The sequence below is a fragment of the Bradyrhizobium iriomotense genome, from assembly GCF_018129405.1.
In the GTDB taxonomy this organism is placed as follows: Bacteria; Pseudomonadota; Alphaproteobacteria; order Rhizobiales; family Xanthobacteraceae; genus Bradyrhizobium; species Bradyrhizobium iriomotense_B.
Genome location: NZ_JAFCLP010000019.1, coordinates 128,669 through 153,807, shown reverse-complemented (window position 1 = coordinate 153,807; position 25,139 = coordinate 128,669). Strand labels below are relative to the sequence as shown.

The 25,139-nt window shown below is 65.0% G+C and carries 15 protein-coding genes and 1 tRNA gene; 3 read left to right on the top strand and 13 right to left on the bottom strand.

Translation table 11 applies throughout. From position 1 onward, the window contains the following. Positions 1-156: 156 nt before the first annotated feature. The 6 genes from JQ592_RS30105 to JQ592_RS30080 form a co-directional block, all read right to left on the bottom strand. Positions 157-230: transfer RNA gene (locus JQ592_RS30105), tRNA-Cys, on the bottom strand. Between the two features lie 93 nt (positions 231-323). Next, positions 324-1,064 (bottom strand): tRNA-uridine aminocarboxypropyltransferase, encoded by a 741-nt coding sequence (locus tag JQ592_RS30100; protein ID WP_211406392.1) that lies wholly within the window; start codon positions 1,062-1,064, stop codon positions 324-326. Positions 1,065-1,101: 37 nt separating this feature from the next. Then, on the bottom strand, positions 1,102-4,209 hold the full coding sequence (locus JQ592_RS30095; RefSeq protein ID WP_211406391.1) for an efflux RND transporter permease subunit: 3,108 nt from the start codon (positions 4,207-4,209) through the stop codon (positions 1,102-1,104). Further along, a complete protein-coding gene (locus JQ592_RS30090; RefSeq protein ID WP_211406390.1) occupies positions 4,209-7,355 on the bottom strand; it encodes an efflux RND transporter permease subunit in 3,147 nt (1,048 codons plus the stop codon). The genes JQ592_RS30095 and JQ592_RS30090 overlap by 1 nt, the downstream gene beginning before the upstream one ends. A gap of 36 nt (positions 7,356-7,391) precedes the next feature. Beyond that, on the bottom strand, positions 7,392-8,789 hold the full coding sequence (locus JQ592_RS30085; protein WP_211406389.1) for an efflux RND transporter periplasmic adaptor subunit: 1,398 nt from the start codon (positions 8,787-8,789) through the stop codon (positions 7,392-7,394). Next, a complete protein-coding gene (locus JQ592_RS30080; protein WP_211406388.1) occupies positions 8,779-10,263 on the bottom strand; it encodes an efflux transporter outer membrane subunit in 1,485 nt (494 codons plus the stop codon). Before JQ592_RS30080 ends, JQ592_RS30085 begins: the two co-directional genes overlap by 11 nt. 745 nt (positions 10,264-11,008) lie before the next feature. Between JQ592_RS30080 and JQ592_RS30075 the strand changes: the two genes are divergently transcribed. Next, positions 11,009-12,043, top strand: a complete 1,035-nt coding sequence (locus JQ592_RS30075) for a cysteine synthase A (RefSeq protein ID WP_211406387.1) — start codon at positions 11,009-11,011, stop codon at positions 12,041-12,043. 61 nt (positions 12,044-12,104) lie between these two features. On the opposite strand, the gene JQ592_RS30070 is transcribed toward JQ592_RS30075, so the two are convergent. From JQ592_RS30070 to JQ592_RS30045, 6 genes are all read right to left on the bottom strand, one after another. Then, the gene (locus JQ592_RS30070; RefSeq protein WP_211406386.1) at positions 12,105-14,348 is read right to left on the bottom strand and encodes a tetratricopeptide repeat protein; all 2,244 of its coding nucleotides are present in this window, start codon (positions 14,346-14,348) and stop codon (positions 12,105-12,107) included. Between the two features lie 131 nt (positions 14,349-14,479). Continuing rightward, positions 14,480-16,720, bottom strand: a complete 2,241-nt coding sequence (locus JQ592_RS30065) for a tetratricopeptide repeat protein (protein ID WP_211406385.1) — start codon at positions 16,718-16,720, stop codon at positions 14,480-14,482. Positions 16,721-16,819: 99 nt separating this feature from the next. Next, positions 16,820-17,557 (bottom strand): amino acid ABC transporter ATP-binding protein, encoded by a 738-nt coding sequence (locus JQ592_RS30060; protein WP_080138647.1) that lies wholly within the window; start codon positions 17,555-17,557, stop codon positions 16,820-16,822. 11 nt (positions 17,558-17,568) lie between these two features. Continuing rightward, a complete protein-coding gene (locus JQ592_RS30055; RefSeq protein ID WP_211406384.1) occupies positions 17,569-19,089 on the bottom strand; it encodes an amino acid ABC transporter permease in 1,521 nt (506 codons plus the stop codon). Beyond that, entirely contained in the window at positions 19,086-20,291 is a 1,206-nt protein-coding gene (locus JQ592_RS30050) for an amino acid ABC transporter permease (RefSeq protein ID WP_211406383.1), read from the bottom strand. The genes JQ592_RS30055 and JQ592_RS30050 overlap by 4 nt, the downstream gene beginning before the upstream one ends. Positions 20,292-20,312: 21 nt before the next feature. Next, entirely contained in the window at positions 20,313-21,329 is a 1,017-nt protein-coding gene (locus tag JQ592_RS30045; protein ID WP_211406382.1) for an amino acid ABC transporter substrate-binding protein, read from the bottom strand. A gap of 381 nt (positions 21,330-21,710) precedes the next feature. On the opposite strand from JQ592_RS30045, the gene metC reads away from it, so the two are divergent. Both metC and JQ592_RS30035 read left to right on the top strand, forming a co-directional pair. After that, positions 21,711-22,895 carry a cystathionine beta-lyase gene (gene metC / locus JQ592_RS30040; RefSeq protein ID WP_211406381.1) on the top strand — a complete coding sequence of 395 codons (1,185 nt, stop codon included), beginning with the start codon at positions 21,711-21,713 and terminating at the stop codon, positions 22,893-22,895. A gap of 132 nt (positions 22,896-23,027) precedes the next feature. After that, entirely contained in the window at positions 23,028-24,719 is a 1,692-nt protein-coding gene (locus JQ592_RS30035; protein ID WP_211406380.1) for a Na/Pi cotransporter family protein, read from the top strand. On the opposite strand, the gene JQ592_RS30030 is transcribed toward JQ592_RS30035, so the two are convergent. After that, a complete protein-coding gene (locus JQ592_RS30030; protein WP_211406379.1) occupies positions 24,702-25,130 on the bottom strand; it encodes a DUF3592 domain-containing protein in 429 nt (142 codons plus the stop codon). The genes JQ592_RS30035 and JQ592_RS30030 overlap by 18 nt on opposite strands. Between the last annotated feature and the right edge of the window lie 9 nt (positions 25,131-25,139).

The following is a 25,139-nucleotide window of genomic DNA, read 5'->3' as shown; positions in this document are numbered from 1 at the left end:
CAGCTCCAGGGTTTGGATGCGTCCCTTCGCAGATGCGAAGTCTATGCCAGAGGGCCTGAATCGTGGCCCCGGGCAAACCCGGTGGCTCCCGGCGCGCGCCGCCCCGGCGGAACCGCGCAGAACTCAAATTTTGGCTGAAAGATCAGAGATTTGTGATGGAGGCCACGACCAGAATTGAACTGGTGTACACGGTTTTGCAGACCGTTGCGTAACCACTCCGCCACGTGGCCCCGTAAGGGCGGACCAATATAGGGGATCAATGGCTTAGGCAACCGCCTTCGTCCGACTTTGGCGGCGATCGCCTCTTCCGATGTGGACCAAGCTCAGGCGCGCCTGCTGCGCCGGAAATCGCGGCGGCGGCCCTTCGGAGCCGGCTTTGGCGCGAGTTCCGGCATCTCAGCCTGGACCTCGCGATAGCGCGTCAGCATCCGCTCGAAACTGGCATGCAGCGTCTCGGCGATGTCGGGGCGCCGTTCGAGGCCGGCGAGGATCGTCGCGGCCGCTTCGATGGTCGAGAGGCCGTCGCGGCGCGGCTCCTTGCGCAGACGTCCGTATAGCGATGGGCGCGACGGGTTGAGGATCACGCGCTGGCATTTCAGCATCCAGGGATTGCGCCACCACAAGGCCTTGGCCTGGCTCCAGGTGCCGTCGAGCAGCACCACGCCTTCGAGCTTGCCGAGGATCGCGCGCTGGTTCTCCGCGATCTCGCCCTTGCGGGTCAGCGCCACGATCTCGCCCTCGGCCTCGAGATCGGCCGCGCGGGCCGAGCCGAGATAGAGCACGCCCCAGCGCGCGGCATTCTCGACCGGTCGGCCCAGTGCCTTCGACAGGCTCGGCCAGGACAGGCCGACCCGCACGGTGGCATCGGCAAAATGCTTCGCAAGCAGCCGCGCGGTGCCGAGCGCCCTGTCCTGCTCCTGCGGATGCTGCAGGATCAGCAGCGAAAGCCGGTTCTCAATGGGCGTGACACTGTCGCAGATGCACAGCGGCATCGGCTTCTGACAGTGCGGGCATTCGGGGATCGGCTCGGGCGCGGCGGCCGGGGCCTCGGACGGGTTCGACATGATTGCCGCTATACGCTTCGCGCAGCGCTGCAACAACCTATTCCGCGGGCGCGGGCAGCGCACGCCGCTCCGACCGCCGCCGCAGGCGGTCGATCAGGAGGTAGATCACGGGCGTGGTGTAGAGCGTCAGGATCTGCGAGACGAACAGGCCGCCGATGATGGTGATGCCGAGCGGTCGCCGCAGCTCCGTGCCGGGGCCTGTTGCGATGACGAGCGGAATGCCGGCGAACAGCGCCGCCATCGTCGTCATCAGGATCGGGCGGAATCGCGCCTGGCAGGCTTCAAAAATCGCCTCCGCCGAGGACAGGCCGCGCTGGCGCTCGGCGTCGAGCGCGAAGTCGACCATCATGATTCCGTTCTTCTTGACGATGCCGATCAGCAGGATGATGCCGACGAACGCGATCACCGTCAGCGGCGTGTTGGTCAGCTGCAAGGCCAATAACGCGCCGAGGCCGGCCGAGGGCAAGGTCGAGATGATCGTGAGCGGATGGGCGAGGCTCTCGTAGAGCACCCCCAGCACGATATACATTGCCACCAGTGCGCCGAGGATCAGCAGCGGCTGGCGGCCGCTGGTTTTGGCGAAGTCACCGGCATTGCCGTCAAAGCTGCCGCGAATGCCCTCGGGCATGTGCAGCTCCTCGACCGCACGCTGGATGTTTTGCGTGGCAGCCTGAAGCGGCACGTCCGGCAGCAGGTTGAACGACACCGTGGTCGAGGGGAACGATTGCGAATGGTAGACCGCGAGCGCGGCGAGCCCGCGCGTCGCGTGGACCACGGCCGACAGCGGCACCTGCGCGTCGCCCGCGCCGGCGACATAGATGCGGTCGAGGTTGGAGGGATCGACCTGGAATTTCGGATCGATCTCCAGCACGGTCATGTACTGGTTGCGCTGGGTGTAGATGATCGAGATCTGCCGCTGCGAGAACGCATTGTTCAGCGCGTTGTCGATGTCCTGGACCTTGACGCCGAGTGCTGAGGCCTTCTGGCGGTCGATGTTCAGCGTCAGCTGCAGCCCGCCGGGATCGCGGTCGCTGGAAATGTCGGTGATACCCTCGACGCTCTCCATGCGCTTGGCGACGATCGGCGCCCATTTCTGCAAGAGACCGAGGTCGGTGCTGGTCAGGGTGTATTGGTAATCGGAATCGCTCTGCCGTCCGCCGGCGCGCACGTCCTGGGCGGCGAACATGAAGAGGCGGATGCCCGGCACCGGGAACAGCGCCCGCCTGAGACGGTCGATCACCACTTGCGTCGAGACGTGGTCGCGCTCCTCCGGCGGCTTCAGGCTGATGAACATAGTGCCGCGGTTCGAGGTCGCCGGCCCCGGGCCCCCGCCTCCGCTGCCGACGGTGGAGCCGATGCCGGCCACCGCCGGATCCTGCATCACGATGTCGGCGAGCCGCTGCTGCAGGCCGAGCATCGACTGGAACGAGATGTCGGCCGAGGCGCGCGTCGCGCCGATGATGAAGCCGGAATCGTCGGTCGGGAAATAGCCCTTGGGGACCTTGATGTAGAGCGTCACCGTGAGGCCGATGGTGGCGAAGAACACCAGCAAGGTCAGCATCGGATATTCCAATACGGTCCGCAAGCTGCGGGCGTAGAAGGTGACGATGCGCGACAGCGAGCCCTCGATGAGGCGGTCGAACAGCGTCGCGGTGCCGGAGGTGGTCTGCCGGATGTAATGCGCGCAGATCATCGGCGTGACCGTCAGCGACACCAGCGTGGAGACCAGGATCGCAAAGGTCAGCGTCAGCGAGAATTCGCGCAGCAGGCGGCCGACGATGCCGTCCATGAAGATCAACGGCGTGAAGGCCGCGATCAGCGACAGGCTGATCGAGACCACGGTGAAGCCGATCTGCCTGGCTCCCTCCTGTGCCGCCTGAAACGGCCGCATGCCGTGCTCGAGATTGCGGAACATGTTCTCGATCATGACGATGGCGTCGTCGACCACGAAGCCGACGGAGATGGCGAGCGCCATCAGCGACAGATTGTCGATCGAGAAGCCTGCGACCCACATGCCGGCGCAGGTGCCGGCCAGCGCCAGCGGCACCGAGATGCCGGCGGCGATCGTCGGCGTCATCCGCCGCAGGAACACGAACACGACGACCATCACCAGGATGGCGGTCGCCAGCAGCGTCCATTGCATGTCCAGCACGCTGGCACGGATGGTGCCGGTGCGATCGACCAGGGTCGAGATCTCGACACCGGCCGGGATCCACTGCTTCAACTCGGGGATCAGCGCCTTCACCCGGTCGACGGTATCGATGACGTTGGCGTCGCCCTGCTTGGTGATCTGGATCAGCACCGCAGGCTGCTTGTTGAACCAGGCGATCGAGCGGGCATTGCGGACGGAATCCTCGATGTCGGCGACGTCGGAGAGCCGGACGAAATTGCCGTTCGAGCTCTTGATGACGATGTCGCGGAACTCTTTCGCCGTGCGCATCTGCTTGTTCAGCGACAGCGTCTCGCTCTGGCGCTCGCCGTTGAAGATGCCGACAGGTCCGAGCGGATTGGCGTTGATAATCGCGGTCCGCACGTCGTCGGTGGCGATGCCGGCGTTCGAAAGCGCGACCGGATTGAGCTGTACCCGTACCGCCGGCTGGTCGGCGCCCGAGACTGTCACATCACCGACACCAGGCACCTGCGAGATGCGCTGCGCCAGCACCGTGTCGGCGACGTCGTAGATCGCGCTCGCCGACAGCGTCTTCGAGGTCAGCGCCAGCACGAAGACGGGCGCGCCCGCCGTGTTGGCCTTGCGGAAGCGCGGCAGCGTCGGCAGGTCGCTCGGCAGGTCGACCAGCGAGGCGTTGATCGCGGCCTGCACGTCGCGCGCGGCCTTGTCGATGTTGCGGCCGATATCGAACTGAAGCTGGATATTGGAGATGCCGAGCGAACTCGTCGAGGTGATCTGGTTGATGCCCGATATTTCGCCGAGGCGCCGCTCCAGCGGTGAGGCCACCGTCGCCGCCATCACGGACGGGTCGGCGCCCGGCCGGCTGGCCGAGACGAAGATGGCGGGGAAGTCGACGTTCGGGACCGAGGCGACGGGCAGGAACTCGTAGGCGACGACACCCAGCAGGAACAACCCGATCGACAGCAGCGTGGTTGCGACCGGACGGCGGATGAAGGGCTCCGAGATCGATACCATCACATCCCCTCGGTCGCGCCCGCGACCGGCGGCCCACCGGATTCGGCCGGCGGCAGCGCCTGCTCGAGGCGGCGGTTGATGCGGTCGAGCGCGAGATAGATCACGGGCGTAGTGTAGAGCGTCAGCAACTGGCTCAGCAGCAGGCCGCCGATGATGGAGATGCCGAGCGGGAAGCGCAGCTCGGCGCCGGTGCCGCTCTCGATCGCCAGCGGCAGCGCGCCGAACAGCGCCGCCAGCGTCGTCATCATGATCGGACGGAAGCGCAACAGGCACGCCTGCACGATCGCCTCGTTGGGCGACATCCCCTGCCCGCGCTCGGCCTCCAGCGCGAAGTCGATCATCATGATCGCGTTCTTCTTGACGATGCCCATCAACAGGATGATGCCGATCAAACCGATCACCGAGAGGTCCTGCCCGCACAGCACCAGCGCCAGGATCGCGCCGACGCCGGCCGAGGGCAGCGTCGACAGGATCGTGATCGGGTGGATGTAGCTCTCATAGAGCACGCCCAGCACGATGTAGATCGTGATCACGGCGGCGAGCAGCAGCCAGGGCTGTCCCGCGAGCGCTTTGGCGAATTCAGCCGCGTCGCCGGCATAGACGCCGACGATGCTGTTGGGCATTTCGATGCGGGTCTCGATCGCCTTCACGGCCTCGACGGCATCGCCGAGGGCCGCGCCCGGCGCGAGGTTGAAGCTGAGCGAGACCGACGGGAATTGCGCCTGGTGGGAGATCGCGAGCGGCGCCGTGGTACGCTTCAGCGTCGCCACCGCCGACAGCGGCACCTGCGCGCCGGGTGCGCCGACGATCGTGCTCGCGGCGCCCGGCAGATAGAGTTTTGACAGGATCGAAGGATCGCGCTGGTACATCGGCAGCGCCTCCAGCACCACGCGGTACTGGTTGGCCTGGCCGTAGATCGTCGAGATCTGCCGCTGCGCGAAGGCATCGTTCAGCGTGTCGGTGATTCCTTGCAGGCTCACGCCGAGCTGGCCCGCACGGGTGCGGTCGACATCGAGCTGCGCCCGCAAACCGCCCTCCTGCGCTTCCGAGGAGACGTCGCGGAACAGGGGATCGCGCCGCATCTCCGCAACGAGCTTGCGCGCCCATTCCGAGACCAGCGCCGCATCGGTGCCGGTCAGCGTGTACTGGTATTGCGAGCGGCTCGACTGGGTCGAGATCTGCACGTCCTGCACCGGCTGGAAATAGACGGTCATGCCGGGAATGCCCGCCACCCTCTCCTTCAGCCGGGTCACGACCACGCCGACATCGTCACGCCGCTCGCCGCGCGGCTTCAGCGTCATGACCAGACGCCCGACATTGGTGGTCGGGTTGACCGAGCCCGCGCCGATCACGGAGACCACGCCGACCACGTCAGCGTCGGCCTTGATGGCGTCGGCGGCCTCGGCCTGCCGCTTCTGCATCTCCGCGAACGAAACGTCGGGCCCCGCCTCCGTCACCGCCGTGATCGAGGCGGTGTCCTGCAGCGGCAGGAAGCCTTTTGGCGCGACGACATAGAGGACGAGTGTCGCTATCAGCGTCGCAAAGGTCACGACCAGCGTGGCGCGCTGGCGCTCCAAGACCCAGAGCAGCGTGCGGTGATAGAACTCGACGGTGCGGTCGATGAAGCGGCTGATGGCGGCAAGGCCCGGCACCGCCAGCTCCTCGTGCGCGTGCTTGAGCAGCCGCGAGCACATCATCGGCGTCAGAGTCAGCGACACCACGGCCGACGTGACGACCGCGATCGTCAGCGTCAGCGCGAATTCGCGGAACATGCGCCCGACGAGGCCCGACATGAACAGCAGCGGGATGAACACTGCGATCAGCGACACCGTCAGCGAGATCACGGTGAAGCCGATTTCGCTGGCGCCCTTCAGCGAGGCCTGCATCGGCCCGTCGCCATTCTCCATGTGGCGGACGATGTTCTCGATCATGACGATGGCGTCGTCGACCACGAAGCCGGTGCCGATCGTCAGCGCCATCAGCGACAGATTGTCGAGGCTGAAGCCGGCGAAATACATGATGCCGAAGCTGGTGATCAGCGACAGCGGCAGCGCGACGCCTGCGATCAGCGTGGCGCGCAGCGAGCGCAGGAACAGCAGCACCACCAGCGTCACCAGCACGACGCTGAGGATCAGCGTGAACTGCACGTCGCGCACCGAGGCGCGGATGGTCACGGTGCGGTCGGAGACGATGGTGAGGTTCACGCCGGCGGGAATGGCGCGCTGGACTTTTGGAATTTCGGCACGGATCTGGCTGACGACGTCGATGACGTTGGCGCCGGGCTGGCGCTGGATGTCGATGATGACGGCCGGCGTGCCCTGGTACCAGCCGCCAGTGCGGTCGTTCTCGAGGCCGTCGACGATCTGTGCGACGTCGGCGATCGTGACGGGCGAACCGTTGCGGTAGGCGATGATGACAGGCTTGTAGGCCTCGGCGGCGGCGATCTGGTCGTTGGCGGCGATGATGTAGGATTGCTGCGCGCCGTCGAGCGAACCCTTCGGCCCTGATACGTTGGCATTGGCGATCGCGGTGCGCAGATCTTCCATGGCGATGCCATAGGCGGCAAGCCGCGCCAGATCCGCCTGGATGCGCACGGCCGGCTTCAGCCCGCCGAGCACCGAGACGCGCCCGACGCCGGAGATCTGGCTCAACCGTTGCGCCAGAATGGTGTCGGCGATGTCGCTCATCACCCGCAGCGAGATCGTGTCCGAGCGCAGCGCCAGCGTCATGACAGGCGCGTCGGCCGGGTTCACCTTGGCGTAGGTCGGCGGGTAAGGCAGCGTCTTGGGCAGCACGCCGGCCGCCGCATTGATCGCGGCCTGCACGTCCTGGGTCGCGCCATCGATGTCGCGGTTGAGGTCGAACTGGAGCGAGATCTGGCTGACGCCGAACGAGCTCGTCGAGTTCATCGCCGACAGCGACGGGATCTGGCCGAGCTGCCGCTCCAGAGGCGCGGTGATCAGCGAGGCGATCACGTCGGGGCTGGCGCCCGGAAGCTGCGTCGTCACCTGCACGGTCGGGAAGTCGACCTGCGGCAGCGCCGAGACCGGCAGCGCGAAATAACCGAGCAGCCCGCCGATCAGCAGCGCGATACCGAGCAGCGAGGTCGCGATGGGCCGGCGGATGAAGGGTTCGGAGACTCCCATGGAATACGCCTGCCGCCTAGGCGGCTGTTGTCGGGATCATGGCTGCTTGGCTCCAGATCCCGATGCCCCCGGCCCCGGTGCCGGACCGGTCTGTCCTTTCTGGTCGCCTTCACTGCTGTTTCGCTTGGCGCGGAACTCGCCGTCCTTGGCTTGTCCCTCCTTTTGCGAATCCTTCTGACCGTCCTTTTTCTGGGCGTCCGGACCGCGCGAGCGCTTGCGCGGGGCGAGATCGGCCGATGGGGTCTGATCGTCGCGGCCGACGATCACCTTGGAGCCGTCGGACAGATTGGCAAAGCCCGTGGTGACGACCTTGTCGTTCGCCGACAGGCCACTGGCGATGACGGCGTCATGCTCGTTCTGCTGCGTCACCGTCACGGGCTTGGCCGAGACGACATTGTCCTCGCCGATGACGTAGCTGAAAGTGCCGACCGGGCCGCGTTGCACCGCCGATGTCGGCACCACCAGCGCCTGCGTCAAGGTCTCGACCTTGAGACGGACATTGACGAACTGGCCCGGCCAGAGCTGGTAATTGGCGTTGGGGAATTCCGCCTTGAGCTTGAGCGTGCCGGTGGTCTGGTCGACCTGGTTGTCGATGCCGGTGAGCTTGCCGGTGTCGATCACGGTGATGCCGTCATTGCCGAACACGTCGACCGCGAGCGGCCCCTTCGCCGCTGCCGCGTTGACCCGCATGATCTGCTGCTGCGGCAGGCTGAACCACACCGCGATCGGCTGCAATTGCGTGATTACCACGAGGCCGGTGGTGTCGGCGGCGTGGATGATGTTGCCCTGGTCGACCTGGCGCAGGCCGACGCGCCCCGAGAGCGGCGCCACGATCTTGGTGTAGCTGAGCGTTGCCGCCGCATTGTCGATCGCGGCCTGGTCGGCCTTGACCAGCGCCTCGGTCTGCGCGACCAGCGCGCGCTGGGTGTCGGCCTGCTGCTTGGAGCCGGCATTGGTCGCAGCGAGCTGCTCGTAGCGCGTAAGGTCGATGCGCTGGTTGGCGAGCTGGGCCTGGTCCTGCGCCTTCTTGGCAACCGCCTGATCGTACTGCGCCTGGTAGATCGCCGGATCGATCTCGCCAAGCACGTCTCCTTTCTTGACGTCCTGGCCCTCAGTGAAGTTGACCGCGATCAGCTTGCCGTCGACCTGCGAGCGCACGGTCACGGTGTTGAGCGCGCGGATCGCGCCCACGCCGTCGAGATAGACCGGCACGTCCTGGATGCGTGGCGTTGCCGCCAGCACCGGCACCGGCAGATCGGGCCGCTGGTTGCGGCCATTCGCCTGCTGCGGCTGCTGGTGCCAGACGGTCCAGCCGAAATAGCCGAGCCCACCGAGGATCGCGAGCGTGATCAGGGTCATGACGAAGCCGCGGCCGCGCGATTTCTTCGCCGTCCCTTCTTTCGCGCCTTCCTTCGTATCCGGCTTAAAGAGCATTGACCGGTTTCTCCATTCGCGGCTCCCAGCCGCCGCCGAGCGCCTGATACAGGCTGACGATGGCGAGAAGCCGTGCGAGTTGGGCCTGCCACAACGCGTCTTCGGCCTGAAATAGTGTCTGCTGGACGTTCAGCACGGTCACGATGTCGGCCGTGCCGGCGCGCAATTGCTGCTCGGCGAGATCGAAGGCGCGCTTCGACGAGGTAACGACATCGCGCTGCAATTGTAGCTTGATCGTGGTCTGCTTGATCGAATACAGCGCGTTGTCGACGTCCGCAAACGACTGGATGATGGTCTTGCGGTAGGTCTGAAGCAACTCGTCCTGCCGCGCCTTGGCGAATTCGAAATTGCCGAGGATCTTGCCGCCGTCGAAGATCGGTTGCGTCGCGCTGCCGACGAGCTGGAAGAACGCCGCATGCGGCTGGAACAGCGACACCAGCGCCGAGCTCTGATAGCCGCCATTGCCGGTCAGCTGGATGGTCGGAAAGAACTGCGCGCGGGCATTGCCGATATTGGCAGTCGCCGAAGCGAGCTGCGCCTCCTGCCGGCGGATGTCGGGCCGCTGTGTCAAAAGCTCCGACGGCAGGCCGGGCGTGACGCGCGGGATGGCGATCTTGTTCAGCGAGCCGCCGAGCACGCGGACGCTCTCCGGCGGCCGCGATACCAGCACGGCGAGTGCGTTGACATTCTGGTCGAGCGTCTGGCGCAGCGGCGGCACCAGTGCCTTCTGGTTGGCGAGCACGCTCTCCTGCTGGGCGACGTCGAGGTCGGTGCCAGTGCCGGCCTTGCGGCGCTCGCGGATCGCATCGAGGATGCGCTGCGCGCTGGCGATGTTGCTCTGGGCGGTACGCAGGCGATCCTGCGAGGCCAGCACCTGGAAATAGGCGTTGGCGACGGCGGCGAGCGTCGTCAGCGCGACGGTGTCGCGATCGAAGCGGTTGGCGTTCGCCGTCTCCTCCGCCGTTTGCAGCGCATCGCGGTTCTGGCCCCAGAAGTCGAGCTGGTAGCTCGCGCTCAGCGAGGCCGAATAGTTGACGACTTCGCGTCCGCCATTGGTGAGGCCGGACGACGAGGAGCCGGAAGTGCGCGAATAGGTTTCCGATCCGCCCCCCGACAGGGTCGGCAGCAGCGCTGCACCCGCCTGCCGCGCCTGCGCATCGGCCTGGACGATGCGCGAGACGGCGGCGGCGATGTCGAGGTTGACGGTCTGCGCCTCCTCCATCAGTTGCGTCAGTTCGGTGGAGCGGAAGCCGCGCCACCAATCCAGCGACGGCGGCGCATCGCCTTTGCCGGCATATTTGTACTGTGCGGGAACATCGAGCGCGGGATCCGGAAGATCCTGCGTCAGCACGCATGCGCCTGAGCTTGCAGCGAGGCACAGCACGGCAAGCCAGCGCGCTACACGACGCGTCCGGGACGCAGACCCCAAAGACCGCCGCATGGCGATCACCGGAACATGCTGTGTCACATCCACCCCCCGCCGGGCAGATCGAGCCGCCACCGCGCAGCCGGATTAACCGATTCGCAGGCAGGCAGTCGGGGGGCTTTTGGCAACTCGCTCACAGGTGATGCTTTCTGCGGAACCTTCGGCTTCATACTAGCCGGGCGCGGAACAGCGGGACAGTGCCGCAGGTGCGAGGTGGCGGGCCATGCGCCTCCCCATCGCGATCATACAAATGCAAGATATGTCTGTCTTGCAGCGACTTTTCGACTTTTCGCGGTGCCGGAAAGGGCGCTCAAGCTTACCAAGATTTCATGTGATATTGGTGCCACACCCAGGTGAAGCGGCTTCATCCGGCTGCACCGGTCAGCAACGAGCTGCATGCGGCCTCGGCTCCGTCTCAAGGCGTAGCGGGTCGCTCTCACTAGGTCGCTAAGAATCGGCACGAACACCCGGCCCGCGCACGTTTCTCCGCATACCATTCAACTCGTCCGGGAACCATGCGCGGCCAGCCGGCTTGCACGCGATAGAGATTGGCTGCGGGAGCTGCTTGCGACGACCGATATCTTCCATGTCCCGACGGTCACCGGGCATAATCGTTCCGTCGATATCCGCGATCGTGTCCCAGCATCGTTCGCGTGGTTCTTTGCTCGGGACTATCGGCACTCCGCGGGCCGCGTCGGGACTTTCGCCGCAGCGCAAAAGCCTTCCCCTTTGGCCTCCCAGGCACTAGGTTCTGGCCAGCCAGATCAACCCTTTGCCAGTGATTTCCCCCGACATGACCATTCGAACCAACGTTGTCGAAGCCATCGGCAACACCCCGCTGATCAAACTCAAGCGCGCCTCGGAATTGACCGGGTGCACCATCCTGGGCAAGGCCGAGTTCATGAATCCCGGCCAGTCGGTCAAGGACCGGGCCGGCAAATGGATGATCCTGGAGGCCGAGAAGCGCGGCGAGCTCAAGCCCGGCGGCCTCGTGGTGGAAGCGACCGCCGGCAACACCGGCATCGGGCTCGCGGTCGTCGCCAGCGCTCGCGGCTACCGCACGCTGATCGTCATCCCTGAGACGCAGAGCCAGGAGAAAAAGGACTTCCTGAAGCTGTGCGGCGCCGAGCTGATCGAGGTCCCGGCTCTCCCCTATGCCAATCCCAACAATTACCAGCATGTCGGCCGCAGGCTGGCCGACGAGCTGCGCAAGACCGAGCCGAACGGCGTGCTGTTCGCCGACCAGTGGAACAACCTTGACAACGCCAAGGCGCATTACGACTCGACAGGTCCCGAGATCTGGGAGCAGACCGGCGGCAAGATCGACGGCTTCATCTGCTCGGTCGGCACCGGCGGCACGCTCGCCGGCGTCAGTCGCTATCTCAAGGAGAAGCACCCGGGCATCGTCAACGCCTGCGCCGATCCGCAGGGGTTTGCCATGTACGAGCTGTTCAAGAACGGTCAGGCCAAATCGACCCCGGGCGACTCCATCACCGAGGGCATTGGCCTGGGCCGCGTCACACCCGTGATCGAAACCGCCAAGGTCGACGATGCCTTCCTGATTCCGGACACCGAAGCCGTGTCGGTGATCTACGACCTGCTCCTGCACGAAGGCCTGTGCCTCGGCGGCTCCACGGGCATCAACATTGTGGGTGCGATGCGTCTCGCAAAGCAGCTCGGGCCGGGCAAGACCATCGTCACCGTGCTGTGCGATTCCGGCAGCCGCTATCAGTCCAAGCTGTTCAACGCGGACTTCATGCGCGCCAAGAACCTTCCGGTGCCGGAATGGCTGGAGAAGCGCAGCAACATCAAGCCGCCGTTCGTCTGATCGCCGCAGGCCTCCTCACGTCGGGGACGCGCGTCCACGAGGTCGCCGCGGCCCGGCCGGTCTACGCCCCCTCGTCGATGTCCGAGGCTGCAGCACAATAGTCGCGCCAGAACTGGCGATAACCGGCTTCGAGCTCACGCGTGTAGATCTCGACGTTGCCGGCGGGCGAGGCTGCAATCTTTGCCGGAAGGTCTGCGCGCAACTTCGCCAGAAGCGCCGGCTGCGAGGCAAATTTCCGGGCGATCTCGATATAGCCCTCGTCATCTTCCGCGACCCAGTCGCCGAGACCGACAGAAGCCACGATCGAGGCGCCGGCCCGCGAGGGGGCGCCGTTGCCGAGCTTGGTCACCACGGGAACACCCGTGTAGAGCGATTCCCAGGTGCTGATGCCGCCATTTTGCGGGAACGTATCCAGGGAAATATCGACATTGGCAAAGGCCAGCAGGTGGTCGTTGCGCGAGGTGAAGCCCAGGCAGGTGATGTTCTCCTCGGCAATGCCCTGCGCGACGAAGCGTGCGACCAGGCCGTCGCGCAGCAAGGGTTCGTCGAGCAAACCATGCTTGACGATGATCCTCGATCCCGGCAGCTCCCGCATCAGGCGCGACCACACACGGATCGCATCATCCGAAATCTTGTAGATGCGGTTGAACACGCCGAAGGTGACGTAGCCGTTGCGCAGCATCGGCAGCTCCGACGGCTGCAGATCCGAGACGGGCTCCATCGTGATGAGGCACGGCAGATCGTGGATCTTTTCGGGAAACAGATGCCGGACCGGTGGCGGAATGAAAACGGGATCCGCGAGCACATAGTCCATGGTCTGCATGCCCGTGCCCGTCGCATGTCCGAAGCCGGTGGCCTGGATCGGAGCCGGCTTCCGCGCGAAAACCTGCAGCCTGTTAGTGTTCGTGTGGCCCGAAACGTCGATCAGGATGTCGACATTGTCGGCCTCGATGCGATCGGCGAGTTCGTCGTCCGAAAGCTGCCAGGCGTCCACCCAGACGTCCGCCAGTTGCTTGAACATGGCGGTGTACTCGTCCGCTCCCGGCCAGGAGTAGTAGCAGATGATCTTGAAGTTGGCGTGATCGTGATGGCGCAGCACCGGCAGCAAGGTGAGTCCCGCCGAGTGTTGCCGGAATTCGGCGGCGACATAGCCGACCACAATCTGCTTGTCCGGATCGAGCGGCCGCTTTGGCAGTGTCCGCCGCGACAGCTTGGAGCCGATCAAGTCCCACCAAGCTCGTCGCACCGCCTGCTGGAGCGCAAAGTCGGCCTCGGGGAGGTAGTCCAGCAAGAAGATCTTGCCCCTGATCGCATCCTCGTAGTCCGGCTTTATCGCCAGCGCGCGATCGAGATATTCAATCGCGGCGTCCATCTCTCCCTGGTTCGAATAACAGAAACCCATCAGCGCCAAGCCGAGCTCGGAGCGCGGATTTTGCTCGATCAAGGCCGTCGCGGCCGCCATCGCCTGCGCGGTCTTTCCCATCACGAGACAGGCCTGTGCCTTGCCCTGGAGAGCCAGTTCGAACTTGGGCGAAATCGCAAGCGCGGCCTCGAAATCCGCAAGCGCCGGCTCCAGGCGCTGCAACTCGTAACTGAGCCGACCACGCTGGGCGAGAATCCTGGGCGAGCCCGGCTTGAGCGCGAGCGCCATGGCAAACTTGGCTGCCGCCTCCTCGTGATGCCGGAGCTCCATGCTGATCATGCCGTTGCCGACGATCGCCTCGGCGTGCCGCGGCTGAAACAGCAGGGCGCGATCGAAACTTTGCTTGGCGCGCTCGACCTGTCCGAGCAACATCTCGACCATGCCGCGATTGCAGAATGCATCGGCGTAATCCGGCTTGATCTTGATTGCGCGCTCGTGCAGCTTAAGCGCCTCCTCGTACTGCCCCAGATGCATCAGCGTATTGCCGAGATTGGTCAGCGCCACCGCAAAATTCGGCTTCAGCGCGATCGCCTTCTCCTGGCACCGCCGCGCCTCCTCGAAATTGCCGAGGTCGAAATGCACGGTCGCGAGGTTGTTGTGGGCATCGTGCAGGCGCGGATCGAGCGCAATCACACGCTCGAGCAGCTCTTGCGCCTCCTCCAGGCGCCGGCCGTCATGCGCACACATCCCGAGCAAGTGCATGGCGTCGACATGATCCGGAAGCGCCTTCAGGATCTCACGGCAGAGCGCCTCGGTCTCGGCATATTTTCCCTGGCCATAGGCGCTCGCCGCGGCGGAGATGATGGCGTCCGCCTGCTTCATCAGTTTCTTCTGCAACCGCGCGTTCTGGAATGCGCGTGCGCCGGCGCCGCTGTTCTGCAAGGTTACTCTCCGGAGGATGGCCCAGAACGAGTCTAACTGATTCGCAAGCCTGGCCAGCCGGTTGGCTCGACCGGCAACGGCCCCGGGATTATCCGGGGTTCACGCATGCTCATCCGCCGCGGCCGATCTGCCTACGCAACCTCGCCGCCTTCGGAGGCCGAGGCACAATAGTCGCGCCAGAACTGGCGATACCCCGCCTCGACCCTGCGCGTGTAGATCTCGACATTGCCGGCGGGCGAAGCTGCGATCTGGGCCGGCAATTCCGCGCGCAGCTTCGCCAGATGCGCTGGCTGGGCGGCATATTTGATCGCGATCGCGGCATAGCCCTCCTCGTCCTCGGCGACCCAGTCGTCAAGGCCGACGGCCGCCACGATCGACCCGCCGGCGCGCGATGACGACCCGTTGCCGAGCTTGGCGACGACCGGCACGCCCGCATAGAGGGATTCCCAGGTGCTGATGCCGCCGTTTTGCGGGAACGTATCGAGCGAGATGTCGACATCGGCAAAGGCCCGCAAATGTTCGTTGCGCGGCGTCGTGCCCATGCAGATGATGTTCTCCTCGGCAATGCCGTGTGCCACGAACCGGGCGACCAGGCGCTCGCGCAACAGCGGATCGTCGAGCAGCCCGTTCTTGATGATGATCTTCGATCCCGCCACCTCGCGCATCACCCTCGACCACACCCGCATCGCCTCGTCCGAGATCTTGAAGATGCGGTTGAACACGCCGAAAGTCACATAGCCGTTGCGGAGCATGGGAAGCTCCGAAGGCGGCACGTCCAGGATGGGATCGATCGTGATCAGGCACGGCAGATCATGGACCTTTTCGGCCAGGAGATGCCGCGCCGATTGCGGAATGAAGGTCGGGTCCGCGAGCACATAGTCCATGGTCTGCAGACCCGTGCCGGTGGCGTGGCCGAAACCGGTGACCTGGATGGGGGCCGGCTTGCGTGAGAACATATGGAGCCTGTTGCCGGTCGTATGCCCGGACACGTCGATCAGAATGTCGATTCCGTCGGCCTGGATGCGATCGGCCAGTTCGTCGTCCGAGAACTGCGCGGCCTCGACCCAGACGTCTGCGCAAGATTTGAATTTCTCGGTTATCTCGTCCTGCAGCGGCCAGCAGGAATAGCAGACGATCTTGAACGCGGCACGATCGTGATGGCGCAGCACCGGCAGCAGCGAGTAAGCCGCCGAGTGCTGCCTGAATTCGGAAGCGACATATCCGACCACGATCTGTCGGTCCGGATCGAGATTGCGCGGCGCCAGCGCCCGTTGCGGAAGCTTGGCGCCGATCTGATCCCACCAGTATTTTCGTGCCGCCTGCTGGACCACGAAATCGGCCTCCTGCAGGTAATCCAGCACGAAGATCTTGTATCCGATGGCCTCGGGAAAGTCGGGCGCGATCGCCAGCGCCGCATCGAGATACTCGAGCGCCGTCGCGATGTCTCCCTGGTTCGCATAGCAGGAGGCCAGGAGCGACATGGCCGCCTCGGATTGCGGATTGACTTCGAGCAGCTTCTTGGCGCCCGCCATCGCGCCCGCCGTGTTCCGTACCATGATGTCGACTTGCGCCCGCCAGCACAGCGCGAGCTCGTTCCGAGGCGATTGCGCCAGTGCGGCGTCGAAATCCGCTGCCGCCTGCTGCAGCCGGGAGAGAGTCAAATAGAGGCGTCCGCGCTGCACCAGAATTCTGGCCGAGCCCGGCTTGAGCGCCAGCGCGGCATCGAGCGCGGCTTCCGCCGCCTCGAAGTGCCGGAGCTCGAGGCTCACCATGCCCCTGCCGGCAATCGCTTCCGCATGACGCGGCTGCAACGACAGGGCCCGTTCGAAGTTCTGTCCGGCGCGCTCGAACTGGCCGATCATCAGTTCCGCCATGCCGCGGTTGCAGAATGCGTCGGCATAGTCCGGCTTCAGCCTGATCGCGCGCTCGTGCAGCTCGATTGCCTCTTTGGCCTGGCCGAGGTGCAGCATCGTGTTGCCGAGATTGGTCAGGGTGATCGGACAATTCGGCTTCAGCGCGATGGCCTTCTCCTGGCATGCGCGGGCGTCCTTGTACTTTTCGAGTGAAAAATACACGGCGCCGAGATTGCTGCGCGCATCGGGTGAACGCGGATCGAGCATGGTGGCACGCTCGAGCAGGAATTGCGCGTCCTCAAGCCACCCGCCGTCGAACGCCAGCAGGCCAAGCAGGTGCGTGGCGTGGAAATGATCCGGAACCTCTTTCAGGATCTCGCGGCAGAGATTCTCGGCCTCATCAAGTCTGCCCTGCCCCAGCGCCTCGACGGCGAAGGACATGACGGCGTCCGCCTGTTCCCTCAACTTCTGCTGCAATCGCGCGTTCTGGTGGGCGCGCGCGCCGAGGCTGCTCTGCAAGGTTGCTCTCCGGAGAATGGTCCGGAGGGAGCCAAGCCGATTCGCATGGTGCCAAGCTTGCGTGCCGTCAGGCCAGCGAGACCACCGGATTGCAGGCACTCACCGCAGGATCTGGCTCAGGAACAGCTTGGTGCGGGCGTGCTGCGGGCTGGCGAAGAACTCGTTCGGGGTGTTGGCCTCGATGATCTGGCCGGCGTCCATGAAGACCACGCGGTTGGCGACCTCGCGGGCGAAGCCCATCTCGTGGGTGACGACCAGCATGGTCATGCCCTCCTCGGCGAGGTCGACCATGGTGTCGAGGACCTCCTTGACCATCTCGGGGTCGAGCGCCGAGGTCGGCTCGTCGAACAGCATCACCTTCGGGTTCATGGTCAGGGCGCGGGCGATCGCGACGCGCTGCTGCTGGCCGCCGGACATCTGGCCCGGAAACTTGTTGGCTTGGTGCGGGATCTTGACCCGCTCCAGGAATTTCATCGCGGTCGCCTCGGCGTCCCTCTTGGGGATGTTGCGCACCCAGATCGGCGCCAGCGTGCAGTTGTCGAGGACCGTGAGGTGCGGGAACAGATTAAAACTCTGGAACACCATGCCGACCTCGCGGCGCACGGCGTCGATGTGCTTGAGATTGGGCCCGAGCTCGATGCCGTCGACGACGATCTCGCCTTCCTGGAATTCCTCCAGCGCATTGATGCAGCGAATAAGCGTCGACTTGCCGGAGCCTGAGGGACCGCAGATCACGATGCGCTCCCCCTTCCGGACCTCGAGATCGATGTCGCGCAGGACGTGAAATTCACCGTACCATTTGTTCAGGCCGGAAATCTTGACGATGGGGTCGGACATGGTGGCCTCGATCAGTTGCGGCGGTGGGCGTTGAGGCGGTGCTCGACGAACAGCGAGTAGCGCGACATTCCAAAGCAGAAGATGAAATAGATGATCCCGGCGAAGGCAAAGCCGGTGAACGCCGTGGATGGCGTCGACCACTTCGGATCCGAGAACGAGGCGCGAAGCGAGCCAAGGAGGTCGAACAGCGCCACGATCGAGACCAGCGAGGTGTCCTTGAACAGCGAGATGAAGCTGTTGACGAGGTTCGGAATGACGTGGCGCAGCGCCTGCGGCAACACGATCAACGAGGTCGTCTTCCACCAGGACAGTCCCAGCGCCGCTGCGGCCTCGCCCTGCCCGCGCGGGATCGCGGCAAGTCCGCCGCGGACGTTCTCGGCCTGGTAGGCGCCGGTGAACAGCGCGATGCCGATCAGCGCGCGCACCAGGCCATCGACGGTGAAATTGCCGGGCAGGAACAGCGGCAGCATGTAGGTCGCGAAGAACAGCACGGTGATCAGCGGCACGCCGCGCCAGAATTCGATGAAGGCGATCGAGAAGATCCGGATCAGCGGAATGGTCGAACGGCGGCCGAGCGCGAGCGCAATGCCGATCGGCAGCGAGGTCACGATGCCGGTGACGGACACCACCAGCGTCACCAGCAGCCCGCCCCACAAATTCGTCAGAACGATGGGCAGTCCGCCGTGGTCGAGCCCCATCAGCTTGATGACGATCGCAATGGCGACGAAGGTCGCGATGCTCGCGGCCAGCGCGCGCCACCCGGTGCGCAGGCCGCCCCCGAGGACGAAGGCGATCAGTGAGACGACGGCCGTCGTGATGGCGAAGTCGGCCCAGACCGACTGGCCCGAGCCCTGGATCTGGTCGCGCAGCCAGATCAGTGGGAAGACAAGCCAATGGATCGCCGTGCCGACCAGCAAGATCAGGTTGCCGATGACCCACAGCAGCGGCGCGATGGCCGAGGTCTTGCTGAGATTGAGCAGGACGTTTCCGGCGCCGATGATGCTGTCGTCGAACAGCTCCAGCAGGCCGGCGGTCCAGCTCAGGCCGAAGCCGGAAATGCCGCCGCCTCGCAGCAGGAAGAAGGCGACCACGGGAAGAGCGAAGAAGAACAGGCCGGCGTTCAGCCCTTTGGCCGGCAGGCGGGGCATGAGCATCGGCACCAGCAGGACCGCCGCCAGGACGAACGTGAGGTTGACCCGCCAGCGCTCGGCCTCGGGATAGAAGCCGTAGATCAGTTGCGGCAGCTTGGCCTGGATATAGGGCCAGCAGGCGCCGACCGCGAAACCGGCGTTCTCGGCGAGGCAAGCCGTGCGATCGTTGCCGCTCCAGACCGCATCGACCATCAGGAACTTCACGCTGGGAACGATGGTGAACCAGAGCAGCAAGGCGCCCAGGATCGTGAGCAGGATGTTGGTCGGCGAGTTGAACAGGCGGGTCCGCGCCCAGCCGATGAAGCCCGTGGTCTTCACCGGCGCGGGACGCTCGTTCACCAGATCGTGCCGGACGAAGGAGGATGAGGCAAGATCGGTCATGCGCCAAGGCTCCGGCTGACGCGCCAACCATAGACGCTCATGACGGCACTGGTGACGAGGGAAATCAAGAGATAGATGCCCATCGTCATGGCGATGATCTCGATCGCCTGCCCGGTCTGGCTCAGCGACGTCCCGGCGAACACGGAGACGAGGTCAGGATAGCCGATCGCGACCGCCAGCGAGGAGTTCTTGGTGAGGTTGAGATACTGGTTGGTCAGCGGCGGCACGATGACCCGCATGGCCTGCGGCACGACGATCAGCCGGAGCGTGGCGCCGCGGCTGAGGCCGAGCGAAGACCCCGCCTCCATCTGTCCCTTGTGCACCGACAGGATGCCGGCGCGTACGATCTCGGCGATGAAGGCGGCGGTATAGGTCGACAGAGCCACCGTCAGCGCCACGAATTCCGGGATGATCCGCGAGCCGCCGGCGAAATTGAATCCCTTGAGCTGCGGCAGCTCGAAGGTAAAGGGCAGACCGAAGACCAGCATCGTGGCCAGCGGAAGCCCGAACAGCAAGGCCAGCACAGAGGGCCAGATGCGGATCACCTGCCCCCGCTCAAACAGCGCACGCCTGGCGTAGAAGCGCAAGCCCAGCGAGACCACGATGCCGAGGACCAGCATCGCCAGGAACGGCTCGAACCCGCTCTCGCCGATCGGGCGGGGAATGACGAGGCCGCGATTGCTAATGAAGGCGATGCCGAGCAGCGAAATGCTCTGCCGCGGATTGGGCAGGGCCGCCAGCACCGCCAGGTACCAGAACAGGATCTGGAACAGCAGCGGCAGGTTGCGGATGATCTCGACATAGATCTCGCCGACGCGCGACAGCAGCCAGTTGGGCGAGAGCCGGCACAGCGCGACGATGAAGCCGATCACGGTGGCGAAGAAGATGCCCACCACCGAGACCACGAGCGTGTTGAGAAGCCCGACCACGAACACGCGCAGGAACGTGTCCGAGCCGGTGTAGGAGATCAGCGTCTGGTTGACGTCGAAGCCGGCATTGTTCCTGAGGAAGCCGAAGCCGGCGGCAATGTGCTGGTTCTCGAGGTTGGCGCGGGTGTTGGAGACGATCTCGTAGCCAATCCAGCCGAGGATCGCCGCGAAGGCAAACTGGACGACGATGCCGTTCCAGCCGGACTTGCCCCCCAGAGCGCGCCTGATCTTCAGCGCGATCTGGGGTGGCGGTTTACGGGCCTCGGTGCTCATCGCAGCCGCGGATCGTGCAGATCAGCGGATCGGCGGCGCGTACTGAAGACCGCCCTTGTTCCAGAGATTGTTGAGGCCGCGATTGATGGCGAGCGGCGAGCCGGCGCCGACGTTGCGGTCGAACACCTCGCCGTAATTGCCGGTAGCCTTCACGATCCGCACCACCCAGTCCTTGGTCAGTCCGAGCTGCTCGCCGAAATTGCCGTCGCTGCCGAGCACGCGCTTCAGCTCCGGATTTTCCAGCTTGGCCTTCTCGTCGACATTCTTGGAGGTGATGCCGAGCTCTTCTGCAGTGACGAGCGCGAACAGCGTCCATTTCACGATGTCGAACCACTGGTCATCGCCGTGGCGCACCATCGGCCCGAGCGGCTCCTTCGAGATGATCTCGGGAAGCACCATGTGGTCGTTGGGATTGGCGAGCTTGAGGCGGTTGGCGTAGAGGCCCGACTGGTCGGTGGTGAAGACGTCACAGCGGCCAGCTTCATAGGCCTTGACCGTTTCGTCGTTGGTGGCGAACGCGATCACCTCGTACTTCATGTTGTTGGCCTTGAAGTAGTCGGCGAGATTCTGCTCGGTGGTGGTGCCGGTCTGGACGCAAACCGAGGCGCTGTTGAGTTCGAGCGCCGAATTCACCTTGAGCGACTTCTTCACCATGAAGCCCTGCCCGTCATAATAGGTGACGCCGGTGAAATTGGCGCCGAGCGAGGTGTCGCGCGAGATGGTCCATGTCGTGTTACGCGAGAGCACGTCGACTTCGCCCGATTGCAACGCCGTGAAGCGATCCTTGGCGGACAGCGGCACGAACTTGATCTTGGTCGGATCGTTGAAGATGGCGGCCGCGATCGCGCGGCAGAGGTCGACGTCGATCCCCGTCCAGTTGCCCTTGTCGTCGGGCGAGGAGAAGCCCGGCAGGCCCTGGCTGACGCCGCAGGACAGTGTGCCCCGGTCCTTGACGGTCTTGAGCGTTTGCGCGTCGGCGGCTTGGGCAGAGAGGCCAGCGGCGAGAGCGAGAGTGAGAGCCAAGGTTACGCGTTTCATGGGCTGAAGGCCTTTCAAAGTCGTCTCAAGGTCAGGAATGTTGTCTCAGGATCGTCTCTGCCAGGGGGAGCCTTGCAAGAGTCATGCTGGGAAACCTTGCCGAACACTCGCCGATCTCGGGAGGCCATACCTTAATCCCCGCCGCAGGCGCCCGCCGTTATGGCCGTGGCGCAAGGTCCGGTCAGACGATGGATCGAAGGTCGCGGCAGGCCCCTCAACATGCGGCGACTGAATAGCACCTGCGCATCACAGAACGACTGGCGAGCCGGGTCAAGGGGTTGACGGGACTCTTCTGTGTTCTGTTATTAACGACAGCGGCCTTTCGGCCGGCCCGTTTGGTGCAAAGCGCCCCGGCGGAAACGCGGTTTTGAAAGCAGACGCATGGATTCCTCGCACCCCTCCCAGCAACAGGCCGAGACCCGGCTGGTCACCTCCGGCCGCGACACCAAGGCGCAGAAGGGGTTTGTCAATCCGCCGGTGTTCCACGGCTCGACCGTGCTCTATCCGACCGCCGAGGACCTCCATGCCCATCGCGGCGAGTTCACCTATGGCCGCCACGGCACCCCGACGACCAGGGCGTTCCAGGACACGCTGATGGCGCTGGAGGGGCCGCAATGCGCCGGCGTCGGCATCGTGCCGTCGGGGCTGTCGGCGATCTCCACCACCCTGCTCTCGGTGCTGAAGGCCGGCGACCATATTCTGGTTGTCGACAACGTCTATCGGCCCTCGCGCAATTTCTGCAACGGCATGCTGACCCGCTATGGGGTCGAGACCACCTATTTCGATCCGCTGATTGGCGCCGGCATCGACGGACTGTTCAAGCCCAACACCCGCGCCGTGCTGGTGGAGGCGCCGGGCTCGCAATCCTTCGAGATGCCCGACATCCGCGCCATTGCCGAAGTTGCGCATGGGCGCGGCGCGCTCGTGATCGACGACAACACCTGGGCCACCCCGCTCTATCACCGCTCGCTCGAACAGGGCGTCGACATCAGCATGCAGGCCGCCACCAAATATATCGGCGGCCATTCCGACATCATGTTCGGCACCATCTCGGCCAACGCCAAGGCCTGGCCGCAGATTTCAGAAGGCATCCGCCTGCTCGGCGTATGCGCCGGCCCCGATGACGTCTTCCTGGCTTTGCGCGGCCTGCGCACGCTGTCGGTGCGGCTGGCGCAGCATCACCGCTCCGGGCTCGACATGGCGCGCTGGCTGGCTGCCCGTCCCGAGGTTGCGCGCGTGCTGCATCCCGCGCTCGAAACCGATCCCGGCCACGCGATCTGGAAGCGCGACTTCACCGGCGCCTCCGGTCTCTTCAGCATCGTGCTGAAGCCGGCGCCGCAGAAGGCCGTCGACACCATGCTCAATACGCTCAAGCTGTTCGGCATGGGTTTCTCGTGGGGCGGCTTCGAGAGCCTCGTGATTCCGTTCGATTGCGACGCCTATCGCACCGCGACCAAGTGGGCGCCGGGCGGCCCGACTCTGCGACTCCACATCGGACTCGAGAGCACCGACGACCTCAAGGCCGATCTCGATCGCGGCTTCGCTGCCCTCAAGGCAGCAATGTGAGCCTGCTCACAAGGCATCGCGCCGCGGGAACGGGCAACCGAGGCAAACGTTAACGCCGACGCGCCAACAAAGGGTTGATCCGCGGACGTTTGGCGCTAGCCTCACCAATCGACTCCAATCCGGACACGGAGCATGGGTACGTTGGTTCTGCTCGATCTGATGGGCGGCGTTGCGCTGTTGCTGTGGGGACTGCACATGGTCCACAGCGGAATCCTGCGCGCGTTCGGTCCCGACCTGCGGCGGCTGCTCGGCAAGGCGCTGGGCAACCGCATCAGCGCGTTCGCCGCCGGGCTCTCGCTCACTGCGCTGCTCCAGAGCAGCACGGCGACCGCCCTGATCACCTCTTCGTTCGCAGCTGAGGGCCTCGTCAGCCTTGCCGCCGCGCTCGCCATCATGTTGGGGGCCAATGTCGGCACGACGCTGATCGTGCAGGTGCTGTCGTTCAACATCGCCGCTGTCGCGCCCGTGCTGTTCGTGCTCGGCCTCGTCGCCTTCCGCTCCGGACCGCGCTCCCGGATCAAGGACATCGGCCGTGTCTGCATCGGCCTCGGCCTGATGCTGCTGTCGCTGCACATCCTGCTCGACACGATGGCGCCGGCGGAGAACGCACCCGGCATGCGCGTTGTGATGTCGGCGATCACGGGCGATCCCGTACTCTGCATCGTCATCGCCGCGCTCGTCACCTGGGCGGTGCATTCGAGCGTCGCCAGCGTGCTCTTGATCATGTCGCTGGCCTATTCGCAGTTTATCTCGCCCGAGGCGGCGCTGTCGCTGGTGCTGGGCGCCAATCTCGGCAGCGCCATCAATCCCGTGTTCGAAGGTGCCAGGCGCGACGATCCCGCGAGCTACCGCCTGCCGGTCGGCAATCTCGTCAACCGCGTGGTCGGGATCGCGCTCGTCCTGCCGTTCCTGAACGTGATCGCCGCCCACATGCATGCCTGGCAGCCGGATCTCGCGAAGATGACGGCTGCCTTCCACATCGCCTTCAACCTCGGCACCGCCGTCATCTTCATCGGCCTGCTCGACACCATGTCGCGCCTGTTGACGCGGCTGCTGCCCGATCGCGTGCAGGAGACCGACCCGGCACGGCCGCGCTATCTCGACGAGAGCGCGCTGGAGACGCCGTCACTGGCGCTGGCCGACGCCGCCCGCGAGGTGCTGCGCATGGGCGACCTCGTCGAGATCATGCTGCGCAAGGTGATGACCGCGATGATGACGGGCGACCGCGCGCTGGTCGATCAGGTCTCGAAGATGGACAATGCCGTCGACGGTCTGGACGAGGCCATCAAGCTCTACGTGACCAAGCTCATGCGCGGCAGCCTCGACGAGAGCGAAGGACGGCGCGCGATGGAGATCGTCTCCTTCGCCATCAACCTCGAGCATATCGGCGACATCATCGACAAGAGCCTGAGCGAGCTTGCGACCAAGAAGATCAAGCGCCGCTTCCAGTTCTCGGCCGAGGGCGCCGAGGAGCTCGCCGCCTTTCACAAGCGCACGATGGAATCGCTGCGGATCGCCTTCGGCGTGTTCATGTCGGGCGATGCCAACGAAGCCCGCAAGCTGCTGGTGGAGAAGACCACGCTGAAGAACACCGAGCTCGCCGCCGTCGAGCGCCATCTCGACCGCCTGCGCGAGGGCCGGCCCGAGACCATCGAGACCACCTCGCTGCATCTCGACGTGCTGCGCGATCTGCGTCGCATCCACTCGCATATCTGCTCGGTCGCCTATCCCGTGCTCGATGCGGCCGGCGAGCCCTATCGCAGGCATGAGGCCGAGACGGCCACCCTGCCCGCCTCAGGCGCAGCATCAGTGCTGCCGCGCTAAGGCTGCGCGAACGAGAACAGCGCCTCCCGACAGAAGCAGGCCGGCGCCGCAGAGCAGGATCGGAGCAATCCAAAGCGTCAGGAACGACAGCGGCCGCGCATCCTCAGGGCGTCCGGGATCGTAGGCGATCCTGACGCGCTCGCCGTCCGCATAGGGCTGGCTCGTCGACCCCGACGAGGACGTGAACGTCATCGCGCGGCCGTCGCGCGTCGTGAATTGAAAAGTCGGATAGAGAAACGTCCCGCCATGATTTCCGCCGCTGCGCGCGACGGCGCCGGCGAAACGCGCCTCCGTCTGCTCGGCTCTCGCGAGAAAAGCGATGGTAGCGCCGAGCTCGAAAATGCCGAGCCCGAGCAGGACCAGGCCGACCAGAACAACCGATACGAACAGAACTATCGGTGACTTGCGCATGCCGATTGG